This window comes from Halogranum roseipondis (assembly GCF_059695585.1).
On the sequence record NZ_CM185235.1, the window covers coordinates 3,047,374 to 3,066,612 of the forward strand.

General features: G+C 56.6%; 19 protein-coding genes. 8 read left to right on the forward strand and 11 right to left on the reverse strand.

Features of this window, described 5'->3' with window-relative positions; genetic code table 11:
* The first annotated feature begins 6 nt into the window (after nucleotides 1-6).
* A complete protein-coding gene (locus EOHIBHHM_RS15915; RefSeq protein WP_497252275.1) occupies nucleotides 7-273 on the forward strand; it encodes a hypothetical protein in 267 nt (88 codons plus the stop codon).
* Between the two features lie 432 nt (nucleotides 274-705).
* Here the strand turns inward: EOHIBHHM_RS15915 and EOHIBHHM_RS15920 are convergent, their stop codons facing one another.
* Complete coding sequence (locus EOHIBHHM_RS15920; RefSeq protein WP_497252277.1) at nucleotides 706-1,245, reverse strand: hypothetical protein; 540 nt, start codon at nucleotides 1,243-1,245, stop codon at nucleotides 706-708.
* Nucleotides 1,246-1,539: 294 nt separating this feature from the next.
* Between EOHIBHHM_RS15920 and EOHIBHHM_RS15925 the strand changes: the two genes are divergently transcribed.
* Both EOHIBHHM_RS15925 and EOHIBHHM_RS15930 read left to right on the forward strand, forming a co-directional pair.
* Entirely contained in the window at nucleotides 1,540-2,121 is a 582-nt protein-coding gene (locus EOHIBHHM_RS15925; RefSeq protein WP_497252279.1) for a DUF7978 family protein, read from the forward strand.
* A gap of 1,194 nt (nucleotides 2,122-3,315) precedes the next feature.
* On the forward strand, nucleotides 3,316-4,023 hold the full coding sequence (locus tag EOHIBHHM_RS15930) for a hypothetical protein (protein ID WP_497252281.1): 708 nt from the start codon (nucleotides 3,316-3,318) through the stop codon (nucleotides 4,021-4,023).
* Here EOHIBHHM_RS15930 and EOHIBHHM_RS15935 read toward each other — a convergent pair.
* The 3 genes from EOHIBHHM_RS15935 to EOHIBHHM_RS15945 form a co-directional block, all read right to left on the reverse strand.
* Complete coding sequence (locus EOHIBHHM_RS15935) at nucleotides 4,004-4,762, reverse strand: hypothetical protein (protein WP_497252283.1); 759 nt, start codon at nucleotides 4,760-4,762, stop codon at nucleotides 4,004-4,006. The two genes, EOHIBHHM_RS15930 and EOHIBHHM_RS15935, sit on opposite strands and share 20 nt — an antisense overlap.
* A gap of 385 nt (nucleotides 4,763-5,147) precedes the next feature.
* Complete coding sequence (locus tag EOHIBHHM_RS15940) at nucleotides 5,148-6,146, reverse strand: IS110 family RNA-guided transposase (protein ID WP_497252285.1); 999 nt, start codon at nucleotides 6,144-6,146, stop codon at nucleotides 5,148-5,150.
* Nucleotides 6,147-6,343: 197 nt separating this feature from the next.
* Nucleotides 6,344-6,874: a hypothetical protein gene (locus EOHIBHHM_RS15945; protein ID WP_497252287.1), complete on the reverse strand. Its 531-nt coding sequence runs from the start codon at nucleotides 6,872-6,874 to the stop codon at nucleotides 6,344-6,346.
* 454 nt (nucleotides 6,875-7,328) lie between these two features.
* On the opposite strand from EOHIBHHM_RS15945, the gene EOHIBHHM_RS15950 reads away from it, so the two are divergent.
* Complete coding sequence (locus tag EOHIBHHM_RS15950) at nucleotides 7,329-7,898, forward strand: hypothetical protein (RefSeq protein WP_497252289.1); 570 nt, start codon at nucleotides 7,329-7,331, stop codon at nucleotides 7,896-7,898.
* A gap of 986 nt (nucleotides 7,899-8,884) precedes the next feature.
* Here EOHIBHHM_RS15950 and EOHIBHHM_RS15955 read toward each other — a convergent pair.
* Together EOHIBHHM_RS15955 and EOHIBHHM_RS15960 are read right to left on the reverse strand one after the other, a co-directional pair.
* Nucleotides 8,885-9,844, reverse strand: a complete 960-nt coding sequence (locus EOHIBHHM_RS15955) for an HNH endonuclease (protein ID WP_497252291.1) — start codon at nucleotides 9,842-9,844, stop codon at nucleotides 8,885-8,887.
* Between the two features lie 415 nt (nucleotides 9,845-10,259).
* Nucleotides 10,260-11,264, reverse strand: coding sequence for a hypothetical protein (locus tag EOHIBHHM_RS15960; protein WP_497252293.1), 1,005 nt, complete (start codon nucleotides 11,262-11,264; stop codon nucleotides 10,260-10,262).
* 125 nt (nucleotides 11,265-11,389) lie between these two features.
* Between EOHIBHHM_RS15960 and EOHIBHHM_RS15965 the strand changes: the two genes are divergently transcribed.
* The 3 genes from EOHIBHHM_RS15965 (at nucleotide 11,390) to EOHIBHHM_RS15975 (ending at nucleotide 14,207) form a co-directional block, all read left to right on the forward strand.
* A complete protein-coding gene (locus EOHIBHHM_RS15965) occupies nucleotides 11,390-12,415 on the forward strand; it encodes a sensor histidine kinase (RefSeq protein ID WP_497252295.1) in 1,026 nt (341 codons plus the stop codon).
* A gap of 210 nt (nucleotides 12,416-12,625) precedes the next feature.
* Entirely contained in the window at nucleotides 12,626-13,435 is an 810-nt protein-coding gene (gene dacZ, locus EOHIBHHM_RS15970) for a diadenylate cyclase (protein ID WP_497252297.1), read from the forward strand.
* Nucleotide 13,436: 1 nt separating this feature from the next.
* The gene (locus EOHIBHHM_RS15975) at nucleotides 13,437-14,207 is read left to right on the forward strand and encodes a mechanosensitive ion channel domain-containing protein (RefSeq protein WP_497252299.1); all 771 of its coding nucleotides are present in this window, start codon (nucleotides 13,437-13,439) and stop codon (nucleotides 14,205-14,207) included.
* 9 nt (nucleotides 14,208-14,216) lie between these two features.
* Here EOHIBHHM_RS15975 and EOHIBHHM_RS15980 read toward each other — a convergent pair whose 3' ends face one another.
* Nucleotides 14,217-14,747 carry an acyltransferase gene (locus tag EOHIBHHM_RS15980; protein WP_497252301.1) on the reverse strand — a complete coding sequence of 177 codons (531 nt, stop codon included), beginning with the start codon at nucleotides 14,745-14,747 and terminating at the stop codon, nucleotides 14,217-14,219.
* Between the two features lie 83 nt (nucleotides 14,748-14,830).
* Nucleotides 14,831-15,421, reverse strand: coding sequence for an imidazoleglycerol-phosphate dehydratase HisB (gene hisB, locus EOHIBHHM_RS15985; RefSeq protein ID WP_497252303.1), 591 nt, complete (start codon nucleotides 15,419-15,421; stop codon nucleotides 14,831-14,833).
* A gap of 218 nt (nucleotides 15,422-15,639) precedes the next feature.
* Between hisB and EOHIBHHM_RS15990 the strand changes: the two genes are divergently transcribed.
* Complete coding sequence (locus EOHIBHHM_RS15990) at nucleotides 15,640-15,810, forward strand: hypothetical protein (protein WP_497252305.1); 171 nt, start codon at nucleotides 15,640-15,642, stop codon at nucleotides 15,808-15,810.
* Between the two features lie 28 nt (nucleotides 15,811-15,838).
* Here EOHIBHHM_RS15990 and hisA read toward each other — a convergent pair whose 3' ends face one another.
* Genes hisA through EOHIBHHM_RS16005 form a run of 3 tightly spaced genes read right to left on the reverse strand, consistent with a single transcriptional unit; the run spans nucleotide 15,839 to nucleotide 19,146 of the window.
* Entirely contained in the window at nucleotides 15,839-16,561 is a 723-nt protein-coding gene (gene hisA, locus EOHIBHHM_RS15995) for a 1-(5-phosphoribosyl)-5-[(5-phosphoribosylamino)methylideneamino]imidazole-4-carboxamide isomerase (RefSeq protein WP_497252307.1), read from the reverse strand.
* Between the two features lie 51 nt (nucleotides 16,562-16,612).
* Complete coding sequence (metX, locus tag EOHIBHHM_RS16000) at nucleotides 16,613-17,863, reverse strand: homoserine O-acetyltransferase MetX (protein WP_497252309.1); 1,251 nt, start codon at nucleotides 17,861-17,863, stop codon at nucleotides 16,613-16,615.
* 2 nt (nucleotides 17,864-17,865) lie between these two features.
* Entirely contained in the window at nucleotides 17,866-19,146 is a 1,281-nt protein-coding gene (locus EOHIBHHM_RS16005; RefSeq protein WP_497252311.1) for an O-acetylhomoserine aminocarboxypropyltransferase/cysteine synthase family protein, read from the reverse strand.
* Nucleotides 19,147-19,239 lie beyond the last annotated feature (93 nt).

Consider the following 19,239-nt stretch of genomic DNA (forward strand, 5'->3'; position numbering starts at 1 on the left):
AAGAATATGACCGACAACACCACCAACATCGACGTTACGAAACTGAACGAACTGATGAAAGCCTACGCGAAAGCCAGTTCCCCAAGAGAGCGGCGCGAGATTGAGAACGACGTTTTGGAGGCGACAGTTTGGTCCCAGAACGACTCTCAACAGCTCGAAGGTGACTTTGCGTGTTATAGCAGGGCTGAGCTTCAGCAAATCAGTAGAGCTGTGAGCGACGCACCAGAAGAGGTGAAGCGGCTCCTTCGGCGGCCATACATGAAGCTTCTATAGCAGACCAGTCTGCGGTATTTCTTCTTTGTGAGGAGACGTTGTTGTCGAATTACTGCACGTTATGTTCTATGGAGCCGTTTCAGTCTACAGACACTACTTCAATTTAGACCCGATTGGGGAGGTTAATCCACCTCTCGTATTACAACGGTCATACGGGTGGCCAACAGTCTCTCTTTGGGACTATCAAGGAGTTAAAATCGTTAACGACCTTGCTTTACAGCTCGAAGCGCATAGAACCAAGGCTTTTAGCCCTGTTAACGGCCTTGGTCCATCCATCAATACGAGCAGTACTGATTGTTCTCTTAGTGGCCCGAGAATCGTTGCTACGTCCCATAGTACTCGTTCTTCACAATCCGTAGTTGTCAACAGCTCACCTAATAGAATATTGAACACTACTTATACCCCCCTCTCTGAGCTTGGTCTCTGGTTAGCTCAGGGTTTAGGTTCGGGGTAGTAGTAATTCACTTTTCCATAGATAGATACGATTCTCTTCTCATTTAGTCCGAAATGGTCAATAGCTTTGTCGTAAATTACGTCTCTTTTGTCGTCCGAGGTTTGAGGGTGGCATTCCCTCTTATCGTCTTTATCGCTATGTACCAAGTAGAGACAGATTGAAACTGCTACCAAGATTTTTGATTCTCCCCATTTCTGAAGATTATTTGATAAGAAATACTTCTCGGCTTCTACTTGTTGTCGAGATAATAGCCCCAGATGACTGGAGATGGTCCAAATAAGGTCTCTATTGTCAAGTCGTGTCTGATGTGGTCCATTCCACCAGTTTGGTCCATTCTTGAGTCCTCCGTTAATCTGGTCTTGATGTTTATACCAAATTCGTTTCTTTGAGTAGAAATATCCGTTATTAGTTGCCCAATATTCATTTTCTCCGATACTTTTGTAGTCAATATAGGTCGCGTTCTGGGTATTGGGTTGTGCAATACTGCTGTAAGACTGACTGCTATCTGCTACGCTCATAGGTTGGATTTATTCGGAACTCACACATCTACTCAGCTACCGCAAAATAGAGACGAGCCAATGGCTCCTCATTGTAAGTCCCTACTAAATGTAACAACTCAACAGATGTTAAATGTATCTATTTGTGATTGTCTGTCTGATTAAAATGTGGGTTAGATTATATTGATAGTATCTACAGTACACAGCGGCGCGGCGCTTCGCGCTGTCTGGGAACTACTGTATGGGTAATTCATTCATACAACACTTTCAAACTTGTTGATAAGAATTATTACTGATTAGAGGAGTCTATCTCTCATGCAGTCATCAATAAAAACGAACATGAAGTACCGAAGCCCATTGTTTGCTGGTCTCCTCACGGGTGGAAGCGTATTTGCCGGTGGGTTTGCCTTGACTTGGTACTTTGTTACTCTTGGACAACTACCTCACTTCTCCTTCGAGGTTGAAGAGTGGCAGGTTGTGGCATGGTATCATTATAACGCTCACTTTGTCGGACTCTCGGAATCACTGTCTGGATACGGGAATTCAGGCAAGTTTGCAAACGATATGAGTCTCATAGCTAACGCTACGGACCCATATCTGGAATTTCTCTACATCATTCCGGTCATTGCAATCTTCGTTGGAGGCATTCTCATGGCCGCTCATAGGGGTCGGACACAGACTGCCTCCTACGCGGCTCTCAACGGCGCACACGTTACAGCAGGCTATCTTCCTATCAGTATCCTTGGAGCATACATTGCGTCTAAGCACTCTTCGGCTCTCGGTATGACCGCTCGTATCGGACCAGACTACCTCAACACGTTCCTGTTCATGGGCCTTGTTTTGCCTGTGTTCGTTGGAGGGATTGGTGGTCTTGTTTACTACGTTGTTCAGAGATAGCTGGGAACTGGTGGAACGGCGCGTTCGAGCCGGAAAGCCCTCGTCTTGTCTACTCCGATACAACCACGGCCCGCGAGTAGCGCCTCTCAGAGTATTCTGTAGGGGAGTCTAATTCCTAAATGGCTGACCAAATCTGAAAATTTTCTGAGCAGGTAACAGCAGTTTGTGACTCCCCTGTGTTATTTTGTGTCACAACCCAGCACTCATCACAATTGCCATTTTTGACAATTTACATCATAACCCGAAGATAAGTTTAATATCGACTTCTAAGATATTGCTGAATTCTCCTCGATATTTGTTTGCTGACGGGGGAAGGAAAAGGAAGAAAGAAGGGAGGAACGAAGGGGGGACTATAGGGGGGTAGTAAGGAGGGTTGATAGATGGATTTGGTAGGGGTAGGATAGTTAACAGCTCGAAGGCTTAGCTATTATAGTACTACTGAAAACCGTTAATAGAGCTGTTAGAACCACCGATAGAGGCTTAGTAGTGACTATCAACACTATACCTTAACCAGAACGACCGATTAGGGTCTAATAGCTACCAACCTTCTCCCTAAGGCTCTAAGGTGTTGGATACCACAGGGTAGAACACCTACACTAAGAGAAAATATTCGTTCAACTCCGAATTTCTGGTCACTGACTACATTGCCAAATCAATTCTAAGGCCTCTCACAGCCTCACCACGAGGTTTGAAAAGTCTCTGAAGGGGAATCCTCATCTCACAAAAAAGAATGTCTCTACGAGGCTCACAGGAGCTTCTATACTGTATGCGAACCGTGCAAATCTATAGCACAATTGTTGTCAGTGCATATTTTGCGTATTTCAACTAAAGGTGTGGTAACTATTTAGAAACCACAATTCAGGTTGGTTGCACTCTTAACGATATTTCAGTGATGTTTGCTTCGCGCTGATTAGTATTGTCGTTCAGGGTGATTATGCCGTCAGTTTCGTGTTCAGAGCGAACCGGTCATAGTAGCGATTACTGAGCTTCCTCTTTGAGCTGTAAAGAACTTTGTTGCTAAATGACCCGGTCGGTCTCTCTGAATCTGTTATTATTGGAGACGTGAGAAATTTGTTTATAATATAATCGCTACTCCAGCACCCGTTTATCTATCCGGAATTGGCAACTTTATAACACTGCAAAAGCTATTAACTCTGTGTAGTGAAGACCAATTGAGAATCTAAGAGTAATCCAATGACCCTCGTTCCGCTCAATATTGGAGTTACGATAGCGCTTGGAGTAATATCCAGCCTTTTAGCGACAGCCCTCATCTACGCTTACCGCCTACGCATTCAATCCGGAATTCGACGCACGATTCACTACCTGTTCGACACGAAAGCACATATCGAACTCAAGCGGATTGATAAGTACGATAGCAAACCAACGCAGAAACTGGACCAGCCGCTTTTCAAAAAGATACAGCAGGGCAGAGAGGATATCCATCTGAAAGGATTAGGAGACAATCAGCTACAACTCCGGGTTGATGACCTCTCCGTGGATATCGAAATTTTGCTGGAAGCCGACCCTAAGAGTTCAAGCCATATCCCAAGTACCGGGCAAAGTAGTCCAGAAGAGAACTATAAGGTAGTGATACAAACGGACCCTACTCTCTCGTTTGGATATCGGACCTATGGTGATTTAGAGGACTTCCGCCAACTATCCAATAGTATCTCGGCTACCGTTGGCGAGTATTGCTTTAGCAAGAGAAAGACGGATGACTCATTCGTCATTGGCGAGCTTGAGACAAGAGTGCCAGTAAAGCAAGAGGACATTGATGATGACTCTCTTGACCTAAGAGCGCACTTTAGAGACTCAAAGATGGTATTCAACTTTAGAAACCCGGACAACGTCACACGCGGCGTTCGAACATACTTCAAGCCGCTCAATTCGCCCGATAATTAAGAAGAATATCTTTGACAAAGCCCAAGTAGGCGTCCCGGGGGTAGGTTCCCGGCGAAACGATTTGTGCCCATCCATCAGCTCCAATTTTCACTTTTAGCTTTTGACCCCGATAGTCGATTTTTGGCCCTATCACATTCTTTTTCTCCGTCTTTTTGTACGGGCCACCCATTTCAATATCATCCTCAATATCATCTCCATAGAGGAGTCCCGATTGAACTCGACCCGGTCGTTCCTCAAACCCGCCAACCCATTGTCCGGGAAAGTCTTTCAGAATTTCTTCCAGATTGAATTTTACTTGTTCGGTTTCGGACCCTGTCGCTTTCGCCAGTAGCTCGAACACGAACCGACCGTCAGAATTCTTGACGACAACGAAATCACCGGGATTATCCTTCCTCACCACCCAAAATTCTGTCATTCTCCACACAGGCTTTGTTTTCTCTTCAACTCGGATGACTCCTTCATCATCTACCGCTGGAGCTTCTTCCTCTTCGAGCTTCTGTTCGGCCGCTCTCCCGTGATGAGCAATCATCTCTCCTTCAAGGTCGTAGCTCCTTCTGCTGAAATTGATATGTGCGCTCAGCTGGTGCCCGTCTTGTTCCCAAGTGTCATGAAAGTCAGAGAGGTCCCCTAACTCTCCTTCAATGGTAGCTATGACACCACTCATGAAAGTCATGATTGTTACTATTTCCTTCGGATGGCTGGTAGCTTTAAGACTGTTGCCATAATTGATATAATCCAATCTGAAATCCCAACTGACAACTTGTTTAAGTAATTTCCGTGCGGAAAGAACGCGCTGTTGGCCACTTCATACACGCAATTTCTCTTCCGGTTAGAGTCAAGTACGCCGGTTCTCTGGTTCACGCTGGCTACGAACTCTGAGCTATGCTCCTTCTGAGTTCACCTATGGAAATTCTGCTGGCTCAACTAACCACCGCTGGCGATAAAGTTGTTCGCACGATCTCACGTCTCTCGCTCTTCAACGGCGCGAAACCACTAGGCTGCGTGGTGATTGAGACCTCCACAACCGGTAGGCGGTCGGAACGAGTTCCGCTATAGCTGTCGCTCACGCTGGCTCCACCCGGCCACTGAGGGACGCCGGACCGGCGTCCCTCAGGTTCCCTTTCTCAGGCGCTCACCCCCGGTGGGTCGTAGACTTCCTCCCGGTCAAGCATGTGGTAAATCGATACCAGTAGCTTCCGCGCGGTTGCCACGATTGCTTTCTTGGAACTCTTGCGACTTGCCAAGCGGTCGTAGAACCGACGCAAGTACTCGTCGTTACAGGTGTGAACTGCGACGTACGTACACTGGACGAGGATCCATCGTACCCGTCCTGATCCTCGTTTCGAGATGCCACCCTCGAACCGCGAGTCGCCAGACTCGCGGATCACCGGGTTCAATCCCACGTAACTCACGACTTGTTTGTCCTCGTCGAACCGCTCGATCTCGCCGAGTTCAGCGTAGATCGTCAACGCTGAGTAGTAGCTGACACCAGGAATCGTCATCAGCAGCTGGGTCTCCTTCAGAGACCCAGCGCGTTCCTCGATCTCCATTTCGAGCGACTCGATTTCAGCGGTGAGCGTCTCGATTATCGTCGCGTAGGAGTCTAACAACGAGTTCCACGGTGCCGGGAGCGAGAGTTCCCGCAGGAACTCTCGCCCCTCTACACTCAGCGGTTTCACGTCTTCAGTGATGCCGTGCTCAGAAAGCAACCCGTGAACTTTGTTCGCGTAGCTGGTTCGGTTTTCGACCAACTTCTGTCGCCCGCGCACTCGTGCGCGGGCTTTCCGAACCTCATCGGTAGGGACGTAACTCTCGGGGATGGAGTTGAGCCGAACCATCCGCGCGAGCTGTTTCGCATCAACGCGGTCGGTTTTCTTGTCTGAGTGAGCGATGAGCTTCAGTTTGCCAGGGTTGGCGACAACCACGTCCAAGTACTCTGAAAGAGTATCATGGACGTGGTAGTAATTGCTGGTTGCCTCGATCGCTGCTGTGGCTCCAGCGTAGCGCTGGGCGAGGTCGTCGAGGTTCGCGTTTTTGACGCGAACCTCTTCGACAAGCTCACCAGCCTGATCGATTACTGCCACTTGCGCGTACCGCTTGTGTAAGTCGATTCCGAGGTACATGGTTTGTTCCTCCGGGATGGGACGCCGGTGCGTGAACAGAAATTCACCTATGCGGGCTTTCCCGGATGCCGCCGAGCGGCATCCGGGCTGTCTCGCCCAAGTCTCGGCTTCCTGCGCACTCGGACCAGTCAGCACGACGTGCTCTCGGGCACGGAACTCAGCTCGGTCTCTTGCGCCCCATACTTTGTTCACGCGCTCTATGGGTAGCAGAATTTCCATCGAGTCAGCACTTTGTCTGGGTACAGGTCTGACCCGAGATTGATGAGGTTGTATTCTAAGGCTTCCAGACTGGTCTCAAAGTCATAGAATGGTCCGGTATCATCTTCTCGCCACGCGCGCGCCCAGAAGTACACAGGCTGGCGTAGCTGACGAGTTCCCGGTTCGAAGAGTGCGTCCGCCCATCGTTTGTACTTGCCCGGCGGCGCAGAATCCCGGTTCACGTTGTTATCGTTTTGATGGTCAAGGACTACTGAACTGAGGTCGCCAATGTGGTAGTCGTATCCGTCTCCCCATCGAGCGAGCTTGCTGTTGTTGGTTCGGATACTCTTGAGATTGGCACTCAGTCGTTCCCCGTCGCGGCCGTACATTCCGGCCTTGCCTACGTAGCGGGGAATAACGGTCTCACCGTCAAGTGTGTACATGAGATAGATAATGCCCTCGTAGGTATCTCCGGACGCTTGCCAGTCTTCGACTACCTTCCAGCCTTCGCGCCGAAGTAGGTCTTCCATTTGCCTACCTCGTTTGAGGATTGGTCTGTTGTCTCGACCGTACCGCTTGGTCTGCACGAGTCTGCTTTGGTCTGTCTCGAAAAGTGAGACAGGGGATTCTACATCCACGTACTTGTCTATCCAAGAGTCCCATACGTCCCGCTTGGTGATGTTCTGACGATTGGTCATCTCAATCCTATCATTCGGAAATGTTCCTCACTTGCTCACTGAACCGCCAATTTCATTTCGTGCCACTTGATTTGATAGAGTACCTACTAATATGGACCTTGTGAGTTCTGTGAGTTTAGTGTTTGGAGGGGGTGGTCTTCTTGTTGGTTTATACCAAGTATATAAAAGGAAAACTGATAACAAAAGAAGTAAGCAACTTAGCGAAATTGCCGAAAAACTGGACGACCTACGTAGTTTGATGGAAAGAACTCGTAGTGTACTAACTCAACCGTGGAGCAATGAAGATATGGCAGTACAATTAGAACTCCTTTCTAAGGATGTTCTCGCCTATAAGTTTATAACTAACACTAATCCAGAAATAAATGCAACACTAACTAATGGAGAAGAAAAGGTGAGAAGTGGAAAGCAGGTCTTAAATATGTACAAAAATGACAGTGATGAGAATAACTGGATAGGTGTAAAAGTAGAATTACTCGATGAAGCACCTTTCTATGATAGCAACCAATTCTATAATTTCTCACTCCTATATTTACACTTGGGCGAAATATACAATATACTTGAGGACCTACGCGAAAAAGATAAAGGGATTCTTGAAGAGTTCAGCCCCGGGTTATACCAAGAGATTGAATCTGCTATTGACTCTCTTGTCATGGGGGTCTATAATGAATCGATTGAAAACTCGGATGGAATTGAAGTTGAGGTTGACGAGTTTGATACCCCTTCAGGATTAGGAACTTCTATTTTTGAATTACTTCACCACTACGAGAACATACAAAAAGATTTAGAAGCATTATCTGACGTTATCCATGATGTTGAGGAGTTGAGAACTACACTTCTTCAAACAAGCTATTCATGAGGTCTGTTGTCTCTCCTATATATTTTCCCCTTATGAATCGGGTTACAATACGCTAATAGAGGTTCTCACTGGTGAAATTCTAAACAGCGCGAAGCAAGAGCGAACAGACCTACTCACAGGGTTGGTACATCCGTAGAACACGGGGCGCGGCCGTATTCCCCTTCGAGCTGGCTTCACTTCTGGGATAGATTCTTGTTGCTGAACTGCGTATCCGAAACTGGTTTGGGCTTGTGGGGCAGGGTGTCCTCCCCAGCCTTTCAGAGTTGTTGAGAAGACGTGTCTATACTGTAAGCAAGAGTCGGATGGGTGGTTCTCTTCGCGCTGTTTAGCAACCCTGCACTGACCGATGAGTATCCGGAACATGGCCTGCTTCAGTACCTAAATACATTATGCAGATTTTGGCGTTCGCTCGACGCGGACCGTTCCAAACGGTGGGATTTTTGTGCCGCACCCCCCACTTCTAACTTAGTTCAGTCAGAGTCACCCTCCAAATCCAAAGGATGATTCTGGTTGGGCTATGCCACGAGAAACATCCATGTCAAACGAAGATGAAAATAATGAAGACAGCGGACCACCCGACATACGAGATAACCTCACGATACTGCTACTGTGTCTTGAGGTTGTTAAGACACTTGCAGAGCTAATCGGTATGTTGTAACAGGTGGCCTGACCTATGAACAGGTCAGAGTCACCCTCCAAATCCGTGTTATACTACATAGAGTAGGTTTATTAGAGTTGCGGAATGGCACACTGCAACTGCATAGACAGTTAAAGAAATGTTGTGAGGTATGCTTTTTAGCAGTCTATAACACAGACAATTCCTAATCCGAGTTACAAAATCGGCGTTCGAAACAACTCTCTGGTAGTCCAGCAACAATCCGAAGAAGCAGACCAAAATCTGAAATTTTCTGAGCCACCAACTTCGTTACGAGACCTGCGCGAAAGCCTTGGTGTCACAACCCTCTTGCGTCAACTCCGTCTATCGTCTAATCTGAGTCAAAACAAGCGACATTGGTGTTGTGGTACCGAATATACTCTGTAGACACCTTGTGGTGTTTATTTGTCTTGAGGTGGTTCCCATCAACCTCTTCTTCAAACAAGTGGTGTATTCTTCCAGTACGGGGGTCTATTCTAACGACCCCATTATCGAAGTCTGCATGATGGTTTGGACAGAGAATCATCATATTTTTCTGTAGGTCAGGGCCGTCGTGAGGTCGACCAAGTGGCTTTAGATGATGAGCTTCCGAATATCCCGACTTCGAGTCCTGTAGTCGCTTTTTTCCGCATACTTGACAAACATCATCATATATGTCTTTCAACTCAGTTACTAAGTGGCTGTTTCTGAGTCGACGGTCGACAGTTGTGGTAATCCGCTTTGGTTCCGAGTCAGAACTGTCCAATGTATTCTCCGAGGTAGTGTCTGTTAGCTCTCCAAAGAGACTGCCAAACCGACTGCGAGCATATTCGACTGTCTTATCGGAAAGCATACCTTCCTCGTTCAGAACAGAGAGATATCCGCGAGCGTATTCTGGCGGGAGACCGATTGAGTCTGATTGTAGTGACCTGTATCCGAATGGAAGTTTGTCGTATTGCTCCTCGTACGGTGATTTGAAGCGTTCTCGCTCACGCATGAACAGCACCCAATTGTACGGGCCACCTGTCCACGGCAAATCATCACTGGAAGACACTCGCTGTTGGTCTACGAATTCCCAGATTCCCATCAACCCGTGTTGCTTGTCTCCTTCTTGGCCTTCTCGTGCGCGGGTAGTCCTTCTGGCAAATACGATATCACCCTTTTCGATATCTAAACGGCTCGTAGCACTTCGCCCGAACCAAGGGCTTCCCGAGTTATCCGGCGAAAATTTACCTTCTGGTGGCCCACTCACACAATGCTCCCAGTTATCTTGTCGAATATTGAAAACCCAAAACTCAGATTTTCGAGCCATATTGTGTATCCGGACATTCTCCAATCCAAACAAAAAGAGTTTGTCTATCTCTTGGGAGTGTAGGCGTTCTCGCTGTTGAGATGTTCCGTCGTTGAACTCGCAAGTGGGCCACTGAGCGGTAACATTCGTTAACGCTGTCCCGTGAATCTTTAAATAGTAGGACTGTGTTGCACTTAAACAGGTAGTCTGTGAGTCGCCGTAGCCGGACGAGAACCCGGTTTTCGGCGGAGTGAAGCGACGCCGAGCTTAGGACGCTGTCTCGTAGGAGTCCGCCGGTTCAAATCCGGTCCCACGCATACCGTCTCGAACGCCAGTGAGAGACGTGTATGCGCAACGAGCGGATTTGGACCCAGAAAGACGAGCGGTAGCGAGTCTTTCGCTGGTTCACAATCCGGTGCCCCACAGCTCCGAACGCTCACTTCCTGCCACGACTCGCCAGGTGGTACGTCAACACCATCTTCATGCCCTCGACGAACGACTCGAGATCGACGGACGCTGCCTCCAGTCGGCCGCTCTTGAGACTGCTGTACCGCGTCTCCCACTCGGTCAGGAAGTACTCCTCGACCCGGTGGTCGCGGATTCGCTCGGCGAGTTCGGCTCTCGTCTCGGGGTCGTCGCTCCGGAGTTCCTCGACGGTGACGATGTCGCGTCGGAGCGCGTAGACGATGACGCCCGAGGAGAAGTCGCCCTCCTCGAGTTCCCGTTCCCACGTCGTCACCCAGTTGCCGATGCGGCCCATCATCTGTGCGTCCCACGTCACTTCCCGGAGTTCTCCGAGGTCCGCCCGGTCGAACGACGGCGAGTGCATGAGGTCGACGTCGGCGTACGAGAAGACGACCATGTTGTGGGCGTCGTACTGTTCGCAGCCGCCGAGCGTCGAGGCGTCGAGGTAGTCGTTCGTGAGGAGGCTGTAGTCGATAGCGTTCAACACCTGCCGGAAGTCGAAGCGAAACAGGTGGAGGAACTCCTCGTAGCGCGGGGCCGTCTCCAGTCGCGACTCGAACGCCTCCCAAACCCGCTTGGCGAACGCGAGAAACGCCGTGTCGACGTCGTCGCGGTCGGTGTTCACCCGCTCGTCCGGAAACGGGATCTTTCGTGCCGCTTCGAACGTCCGGCGGTCGCCGTCGTGTTCCGCGAGATCGTCGAGCAGCGTCACGAACATCGTGAGCATCGACTTCCGCTCCAGCGCCTGCTCGCGGTGTTTCGGGTCCACACAGGAGAGTTGGAACCGCTGGGCGACGGCGTAGAACCAGCGCCACAGGTAGGCGTCTCGCGTCCCGACGACCCGCTCGTACTCGTCGACGAGGTCGGTGAGCGACTCCGGAAGGACGACCTCGTCGACGTCTGGAAGCGACAGCGGAACGTCGCTGCCGATCTGCGCGGATTCTTTCGACGAGTACACCTTCGGATTAAGCGCCATGTCTTTCGTTTCGTCTCTTCGTTCATAAAATCTACCACTGAAATTTCGAAGCACGTCGCTTCGACGAACGCGCTTTCGACCGCTCACAATGTTTAACACGGCTCCTGTCACAGAGACAGACACGAATGGGCGACGAGATCGAGCTGGTCGCGTACAAACGGGCGTTTCGGGAGACGCCGAACCCCGCCGTCATCGCGGGACGGGACTACGTTATCCGCGACGTCAACGGGGCACTCTTGGAGTTCACCGGCTACGACCGCGAGGAGGTTATCGGGCAGACGCCGGACTTCCTGATCTCCGACCCCGAGCTGTTCTTCGGCGAGGTCGCCCCCACACTCTACGAAGAGGAGCCGTGGATCGGGAGCTTCGAGTTGAAGGCCAAAGACGACCGGTTCCGGTACGGATACGGGACGGCGACTCCGCTGTACGAGGGCGACGACGTCATCGGGTACGTCGGCGTCTTCGTCGACATCACGAGACGACGCCGCGCCGAGCAGACGACGCGCATCCTCAACCGCGTCCTGCGGCACAACCTGCGCAACGACGCCAACGTCGTCCTGGGTCATCTCGATCTCCTCCGGGAGCAGGTCGACGCCGAGGGCGATGAGAGCATCGCCGTCGTCGAGTCGCGACTGAGACGCCTGCTCGGCCGGGCCGACACCGCCCGCGACCTCGAGGAACTGCTCTCGACGGACGCGGAGACGGACGTCGTTCCGGTCCGCGTCGGTCGCCTGCTCCGCGAGCAGATCGACGTGGCACGGGACCGGTATCCGCACGCGACGTTCGTCGTCGGCGACGTCCTCGACGTCTACGCCGCGGCCAACTCGGCGCTCGCGAAGGCGTTCGAAGCGGTCCTCGAGAACGCCGTCGAGCACAACGACGCAGAGACGCCACGGGTCGAGGTGTCGATGGCCGCCGACGAGCGGACCGTCGAGGTGGTCGTCGCCGACAACGGCCCGGGGATCGTCGAGGGTGAACTCGATCTGGTGCTCGGACTCGAAGAACCCGACCAGGTCCGCCACGGCCAGGGGATCGACCTCTTTTTCGTCTCCGAACTGATGGCCGAGTACAGCGGCCGGATCGCCGTCGAACCGAACGACCCCCGCGGGACGGCGTTCACCTTCCATCTGCGACGGCAGCCGCCACCCTGACCTCACCGACGCTCGCCTCCGGTCGACGCCGCGAGTAATGAGTTCGCGATTTTGAATCGCTCATTTTTCGAATTCGTGGACGAATGTATCGTGGGGGAACCGACGGTAGAACTGCTGTCCGTCCGTGAGTCAGTCGGACGAAAGCGGTCGTCAGCGCCGTCGACGGTCGCTCGCAAACCTTTTTTCCCGTGCCCTGAAAGGTACGTGGCAATGGCGACGTTGAGCGAACTTCTCGCAGACCTCGTGGCGGACGTCGACGGCGTGTTGCTCTTCTCCCCGAGCGGGTCGTACTACGAACGGTTCACGGACCTCGAGGAGGACCTCGTCGTCGTCGCACCGGAGAACACCGTCGGTGCGGAGACGTTCGTCGAACTCCCCTTGGAGTTCGACAACGTCCGCGACCGCGTGAAGTTCTCGATCGAGGGGTCGATGGACCGCGGACTGTTCGAGGAGGGCGACGTCGTCGCCTGTATCGTCTCGACGTTCGGCGGCGACACCGACACCGTCGTCCGGGTCCGCGTCGGCGAGTCGATGCGCTCGGGCGTCTACGACCTCTTCGTCAACTCGCGGGCGGACCCCGGCGTCATCCGGGACGTCTTCGAGGTCGCCATCGAACTCGGGAAGAAGGGACAGAAGGGGAAACCGGTCGGCGCGCTGTTCGTCGTCGGCGACGCGGGGAAGGTGATGAACAAGTCCCGGCCGCTGTCGTACAACCCCTTCGAGAAGTCCCACGTCCACGTCGGCGACCCCATCGTCAACGTGATGCTCAAGGAGTTCTCGCGGCTCGACGGCGCGTTCGTCGTGAGCGACTCGGGGAAGATCGTCTCCGCCTACCGCTACCTCGAACCGTCGGCGGAGGGCGTCGACATCCCGAAGGGGCTCGGTGCCCGTCACATGGCGGGCGGGGCCATCACCCGCGACACCAACGCGACGGCCATCGTGCTCTCGGAGTCGGACGGTCTCGTCCGGGCGTTCAAGGGCGGAAAACTCGTCCTCGAGATCGACCCGGAGGAGTACTGAGATGCAGGCCGACCAGTTTCTCACAGACGTACCTCCGAGATGGTGGCTCGCGCTCGCCGTCCTCTTCATCGGCGTCCTCCTGAGCTACATCGTCACCGTCGTCAACCGCCGGCTCCTCGAACGGGCGGGCGTCCCGCGCGCTATCGAGGGGACCGCCTTCGAGCGGATGGCCCACGAACTCGGTACGTCGACAGTCTCCATCGTCGCGAAGTTGAGCGGCTACTTCGTCTTCCTACTCACGCTGTTCGTCGCACTCACGGTGGCACAGATCGAGTACACGACGCTGTTCTGGAGCGGCGTCGTCGGCTTCCTCCCCGGACTGTTCCTCGCCGTCCTCATCCTCATCGTCGGCATCGTCGTCGGCGACAAGGTCGAACTGCTCGTCCAGGAGCGACTGCGCGGCGTCAAGGTTCCCGAGGTGAACTTCCTCCCGCGACTCGCGAAGTACAGCGTCTTCTACGTCGCGGCGCTCATCGCGTTCAGCCAGGTCGGGGTCGCCACGCTCGCACTCATCGTCCTGCTCGCCGTCTACGCGCTGGCGGTCGTCCTGTTCAGCCTCGTCGCGTTCCGCCCGATGCTCCAGTCGGGGGCCGCAGGCACCTACCTGCTTCTCACGCAGACCTACGGCATCGGCGACGAGATCCGTATCGGCGAGCGCAACGGGATCGTCCAGGAGGTGGACGTGTTCGTCACGCGGATCGAGACCGACGGCGAGGAGTACATCATTCCGAACCAGAAGGTGTTCGACGAGGGCGTCGTCCGCGTCCGGTAGTCCGGAACGTCACTCGTCGACGAGATCGATGTCGACGTCGTCGCCCATCTCCTCGGCCGGGACGCCGGCGACCGTCGCACCCGGCGGGACGTCCCGCGTCACGAGCGAGTTGGCGGCGACCTGCGCGCCCGCGCCGATCGTGACGCCGGGGAGGACGACGGCACCTGCACCGATCATCGCGCGTTCCCCGACGACGACCTCGCCGGTTCGGTACTCGTCCTGCAGGAACTCGTGACAGAGCAGGGTGGCGTCGTAGCCGACGATAGCGTGGTCTTCGAGCGTGATGAGGTTCGGCCAGAAGACGTCCGGCGTGGCCTCGAGCCCCCACGAGACGCCGGTCCCGACGGTGACCCCTATCGCTCGCAGTAGGAGGGTCTTGAGTCGGAGACTCGGCGAGATGCGGACGAGCCACACGAGCAGGTAGTTGCGGGCGACGACGAGCGGCGACCGGGCCGTCGTCCACGACTGTAGCGAGTTGCGCGGGCCGGGCGTCGGATGGCGGGTGACTCGGTCGTGACGGGAGTCGGTTGCGTCGGTCACGCCCCGTCGTTCGGTTGGGAGCTATAAAACTACAGGCGGAGCTCCGTCTCGGCGGACGCGAGAGCCCAGCGGAGGTGGACGGCCTACAGTTCGCCCTTCGTACTCGGCGTGTCGTCGGCGCGACGCTCGTCGATGCGGGTGGCGTCGTCGAGACTCCGGGCGAGCGCCTTGAACGTCGCCTCCACCTCGTGGTGGGCGTTGTCGCCCTCGACGGCGACGTGGAGCGTCAGCCCGGCGTTCATCGCCAGCGACATCGCGAAGTGTTCGGCCATGTGGCTGGTGAACTGGCCGATCGACTCTTGGGAGAACTCGCCCTCGAAGTCGAAGAAGGGGCGACCAGAGACGTCGACGACGACGGAGGCGACGGCCTCGTCGAGCGGCACCCGCCGGTCGGCGTAGCGGACGATCCCCCGCTTCTCGCCGAGCGCCTCGGCGAACGCTTCCCCGAGGACGATGGCGACGTCCTCGACGGTGTGGTGGTCGTCGATGTGGAGGTCGCCGTCGCAGGCGACCGTCAGGTCGAACAGACCGTGTTTGGCGAACGCTTCGAGCATGTGGTCGAAGAAGCCGACGCCGGTGTCGACGTCGCTCTCGCCTGCCCCGTCGACGGCGAGCGTCACGTCGATGGTCGTCTCGGCGGTCTCGCGGGACACCGAGGCGGTTCGGTCGGTCATATCCGACGGTTGGTCGCCCGCGATATAGGGGTTGTCGTCGACGGTGACGCCGCCGAAGTATCAACAGACAGTATGGTAAAAGAAAAAATAGAGTAAAGAAGATCGATACGACTGGTCGACGCTCCGGACGGCGCGTCCGCGCCAGCGGTCGTCTCCAGCCGATCGTCTGACGGACGTCTGCTCTAGATTGATATATCAGGAGTTCTAAACGACGGTCGATGAAACGGCTCGTGTTGACAGCAGTGACGTTCTGCGTCGGCGTCCTCCTCGTGAGCTCGCTCACGGTCGAGGGCGTCGTGTTCGGACTGCCGCTCGTCTTGCTGTCGCTCGTCGCGGGCGTCAAGGGGCTCTCACAGACGCTCTGGAGAGCGGTGTGGCGAACGGCGTAAGCTCCCGACCTGGACGCTCCTCGATCGCTCAGACTGCCAGCGCTTCGCGGAGGGTGAACCGACCCTCGTAGAGCGCCGTCCCGACGACGACGGCCGCCGCGCCCGCCTCGCGGAGTGCGGCGACGTCGTCGAGCGTCGCGACCCCGCCCGAGGCGACGACCGGGATGTCGACGGCGTCGACGACGCGCCGGACCGTGTCGGTCTGGACGCCCTCTAACTGTCCTTCCACGTCGACGTCGGTGAACAGGATCGCCCCCGCGCCGAGCTCCTCGTAGCGGGTCGCCGCCTCGGCGGGGTCGAGCCCCGTCCCCTCGGTCCACCCGGAGACGAGCACCTCGCCCTCCTTCGCGTCGAGACTCACCATCACGCTCTCGGGATGGCTCTCCGAGATCTCCTCGACGATCTCCGGCCGCTCGATCGCCGCGGTTCCCAGGATCACGCGGTCGACGCCGCGGTCGAGCAGGTCGACGGCGTCGTCGGCCGTGCGGATGCCGCCGCCCAACTGGACGTCGACGTCGACGGCGTCGAGGATGGCGTCGACGGCGGGGGCGTTCTTCCGTTCGCCCTCGAAGGCGCCGTCGAGGTCGACGAGGTGGAGCGTCCGTGCGCCCTCGTCGACCCACCGTTCGGCGGCCTCGACGGGGCTTCCATACTTCTTCTCGGTGCCGCGCTCTCCTTGGACGAGTTGGACCACCTCGCCGTCCTGCATGTCGACGGCGGGGACGACCTCGAACTCGGGGAACTGGCTCATGTTCGTGTCTGTGTGAGAGGGCGAGTAAAGGAAACCGGTTGCGGCAGGCAGCTATCCCGAGAAGAGACTCGTGTGGACGGGTGCGAACTCCGGGTCGTCTCCGCCGTCGGTGGCGACGGTGTCCGTGACCGCTCGGCCGCGGACGCCGTCGTGGAGGAAGTCACGCAGCGGCGGGCCGACGTTCTCGGGTTCGACGAGGAAGGCGTCGTGACCGTGGTCGCTCTCGACGACGTGGTGGGCCACCGGGACGTCGTCGGCGCGGAACGCCTCGGCGACGGTCTCGGACTGTTCGGTCGTGAAGTGCCAGTCGCCGGTGAACGACATGAGCAGCGCCTCGCCCTCGAAGGCGGCGAGCGCGGCGGCGTCGGACTCGTACCCCTCCGAGAGGTCGTAGTCGTCCATCGCCCGCGTCAGGTAGAGATACGAGTTGGCGTCGAAGCGGTCGACGAACTTCTCGGCCTGATAGTCGAGGTACGACTCGACGTCCCGGTAGGGAAAGAAGTCCGCCGCGGGGTCGCTCGGGAAGGTGTCGCGGACCATGTCGCGCCCGGCGGCCCGGCGGCCGAACTTCTGGTCCATCGACGCCTTCGAGAGATACATCACGTGACCGATCTGTCGCGCGAGCGCCAGCCCGTCCGTCGGTTTCTCGTCCGTGTCGTAGTAGTCGCCGCCGTGCCAGTTCGGGTCGGTCGTGATGGCGCGGCGGGCGATGCCGTCGAGCGCGAGACACTGGGGGTCGAGGCGGGCCGCCGCGGCGACGGCGACGACGCACTGGACGTCGTCGGGGTAGCGCACCGCCCAGTCGAGGGCGTTCATCCCGCCGACGCTGCCGCCGACGACGGCGTGCAGTCGCCCCACGCCGAGGTGATCGAGCAGGCGACGCTGTGCGCGCGTCCAGTCGCCGATGGAGACGGGCGGGAACCGCGTTCCGTACGGCTCTCCGTCCGGTGCCTCGCTGGCCGGTCCCGACGTCCCGTAACAGGAACCGGGGACGTTCGCACAGACGACGTAGTACTCCGTGGTGTCGATGGCCTTCCCGGACCCGACGATGTCGGACCACCACGCCCGGGCCTGTCCGGCGCTGTTGGGCGGCCCGGAACTGCCGTCCGACCGTCGGTCCCACTGCGTTCGGTGACTCGCGACGTTCTGGCTCCCGGTGAGCGCGTGACAGACGAGTATCGCGTTGTCGCCGGTGAACTCGCCGTACGCCTCGTAGGCGACTTCGAGGTTCTCGATGGACTCGCCGCACTCGAAGCGGAACTCGCCGAGGTCGGCGATGGCGGCGTCGGTCTCGACCGGCATGGTCAGCGAGTCGCCCGCTCGATGCCCTGTTCGAGGTCGGCGACGATGTCCGCGGCGTCCTCGATGCCGACCGAGAGGCGGAGCATGTCGGGGCGAACGCCGCCGGCACGCTGTTCCTCCTCCGACAACTGGGCGTGCGTCGTCGACGCCGGGTGGATGATGAGCGTCTTCGCGTCGCCGATGTTCGCGAGGAAGGAGGCCAGGTCGACCTCCTCACAGAGCCGTTTGGAGGCCTCGAACCCGTCTGCGAGGCCGAAGGTGATCATCCCGCCGTAGCCACCGTCCAAGTACTTCGAGGCGTTCTCGTGGGTCTGGTGATCGTCGAACCCGGGGTAGAGCACCCAGCCGACCTCGTCGTGGTTCCGGAGGAACTCGGCCACTTCTCTAGCATTTTCGCAGTGTTTCTCCATCCGCAGCGGGAGCGTCTCTAACCCTTGCAGCGTCACCCACGCGTCGAACGGCGACTGCTGGTTGCCGAGCGAGCGAACCGCCCGCTGGCGGGCGGCAACCGCCAGGGCGCGCTCGCCGAACCGTTCGGTGAAGTCGATTCCGAACGCGGGGTTCTCGCCGGCGAGTTCGGGGTAGTCGGCGTCGGGGTGGTCCCACGGGAAGGTGCCGCCGTCGACGAGGATGCCGCCCACCGTCGTCCCCGACCCGTGGATCCACTTCGTCGTCGACTCCCAGACGACGTCCGCGCCGTGTTCGATCGGTCGACAGAGCGCGGGCGTGCCGAAGGTGTTGTCGACGACGAGCGGGACGGCGTGGTCGTGGGCGATCTCCGCCACACGCTCGAAGTCCGGCGTCACGAGCGAGGGGTTGGCGACCGTCTCGACGTGGACGAAGGCGGTGTCGTCGTCGATGGCCTCCTCGTACTGATCGTACTCCAGCGTCTCCACGACGCGCGTCTCGATGCCGCGTCGAGAGGCCATCTTCGTGAGGTAGGTGGAGGTGCCGCCGTACATGTCGGCGGAGGCGACGACGTTGTCGCCGACGGACGCGAGAACGCTCGTCACGGCGTCGAACGCGCCCATCCCCGCGGCGGTGGCGACGGCGTCGACGCCGCCCTCCAGCGAGGCGAGTCGCCGTTCGAGGGTTCTGACGGTGGGGTTCGAGATACGCGAGTAGACGTCGCCCTCGCGGTCGAGCGCGTAGAGGGCTGCGGCGTGGTCGGCGTCGTCGAACACGTAGGACGTCGTCTGATAGATGGGTGGGGCGCGAGCCCCTGTCGTCGCGTCCGGTTCCTGTCCGGCGTGGAGGCTCCGGGTGTGGAAACCACGAGTCATGTATGTGGCGCATATTCCTCCACAGTCTTATAACCCGCAGTTACGGCAAGCATCTCCGTCCCCCGAACCGACGGTGGAGCGTCGGAACCCCCA

Excerpts from the sequence above, each read along its gene's own strand:
- EOHIBHHM_RS15925 (WP_497252279.1), top strand. The coding sequence starts at position 1,540 with ATGCAGTCATCAATAAAAACGAACATGAAGTACCGAAGCCCATTGTTT.
- EOHIBHHM_RS15945 (WP_497252287.1), bottom strand. The coding sequence starts at position 6,874 with ATGGAAGACCTACTTCGGCGCGAAGGCTGGAAGGTAGTCGAAGACTGG.
- EOHIBHHM_RS15955 (WP_497252291.1), bottom strand. The coding sequence starts at position 9,844 with ATGGCTCGAAAATCTGAGTTTTGGGTTTTCAATATTCGACAAGATAAC.
- EOHIBHHM_RS15930 (WP_497252281.1), top strand. The coding sequence starts at position 3,316 with ATGACCCTCGTTCCGCTCAATATTGGAGTTACGATAGCGCTTGGAGTA.
- EOHIBHHM_RS15990 (WP_497252305.1), top strand. The coding sequence starts at position 15,640 with ATGAAACGGCTCGTGTTGACAGCAGTGACGTTCTGCGTCGGCGTCCTC.
- metX (WP_497252309.1), bottom strand. The coding sequence starts at position 17,863 with ATGCCGGTCGAGACCGACGCCGCCATCGCCGACCTCGGCGAGTTCCGC.
- EOHIBHHM_RS15960 (WP_497252293.1), bottom strand. The coding sequence starts at position 11,264 with ATGGCGCTTAATCCGAAGGTGTACTCGTCGAAAGAATCCGCGCAGATC.
- EOHIBHHM_RS15920 (WP_497252277.1), bottom strand. The coding sequence starts at position 1,245 with ATGAGCGTAGCAGATAGCAGTCAGTCTTACAGCAGTATTGCACAACCC.
- EOHIBHHM_RS15915 (WP_497252275.1), top strand. The coding sequence starts at position 7 with ATGACCGACAACACCACCAACATCGACGTTACGAAACTGAACGAACTG.
- EOHIBHHM_RS15940 (WP_497252285.1), bottom strand. The coding sequence starts at position 6,146 with ATGTACCTCGGAATCGACTTACACAAGCGGTACGCGCAAGTGGCAGTA.
- dacZ (WP_497252297.1), top strand. The coding sequence starts at position 12,626 with ATGGCGACGTTGAGCGAACTTCTCGCAGACCTCGTGGCGGACGTCGAC.
- hisA (WP_497252307.1), bottom strand. The coding sequence starts at position 16,561 with ATGAGCCAGTTCCCCGAGTTCGAGGTCGTCCCCGCCGTCGACATGCAG.
- EOHIBHHM_RS16005 (WP_497252311.1), bottom strand. The coding sequence starts at position 19,146 with ATGACTCGTGGTTTCCACACCCGGAGCCTCCACGCCGGACAGGAACCG.
- hisB (WP_497252303.1), bottom strand. The coding sequence starts at position 15,421 with ATGACCGACCGAACCGCCTCGGTGTCCCGCGAGACCGCCGAGACGACC.
- EOHIBHHM_RS15975 (WP_497252299.1), top strand. The coding sequence starts at position 13,437 with ATGCAGGCCGACCAGTTTCTCACAGACGTACCTCCGAGATGGTGGCTC.
- EOHIBHHM_RS15965 (WP_497252295.1), top strand. The coding sequence starts at position 11,390 with ATGGGCGACGAGATCGAGCTGGTCGCGTACAAACGGGCGTTTCGGGAG.
- EOHIBHHM_RS15950 (WP_497252289.1), top strand. The coding sequence starts at position 7,329 with ATGGCAGTACAATTAGAACTCCTTTCTAAGGATGTTCTCGCCTATAAG.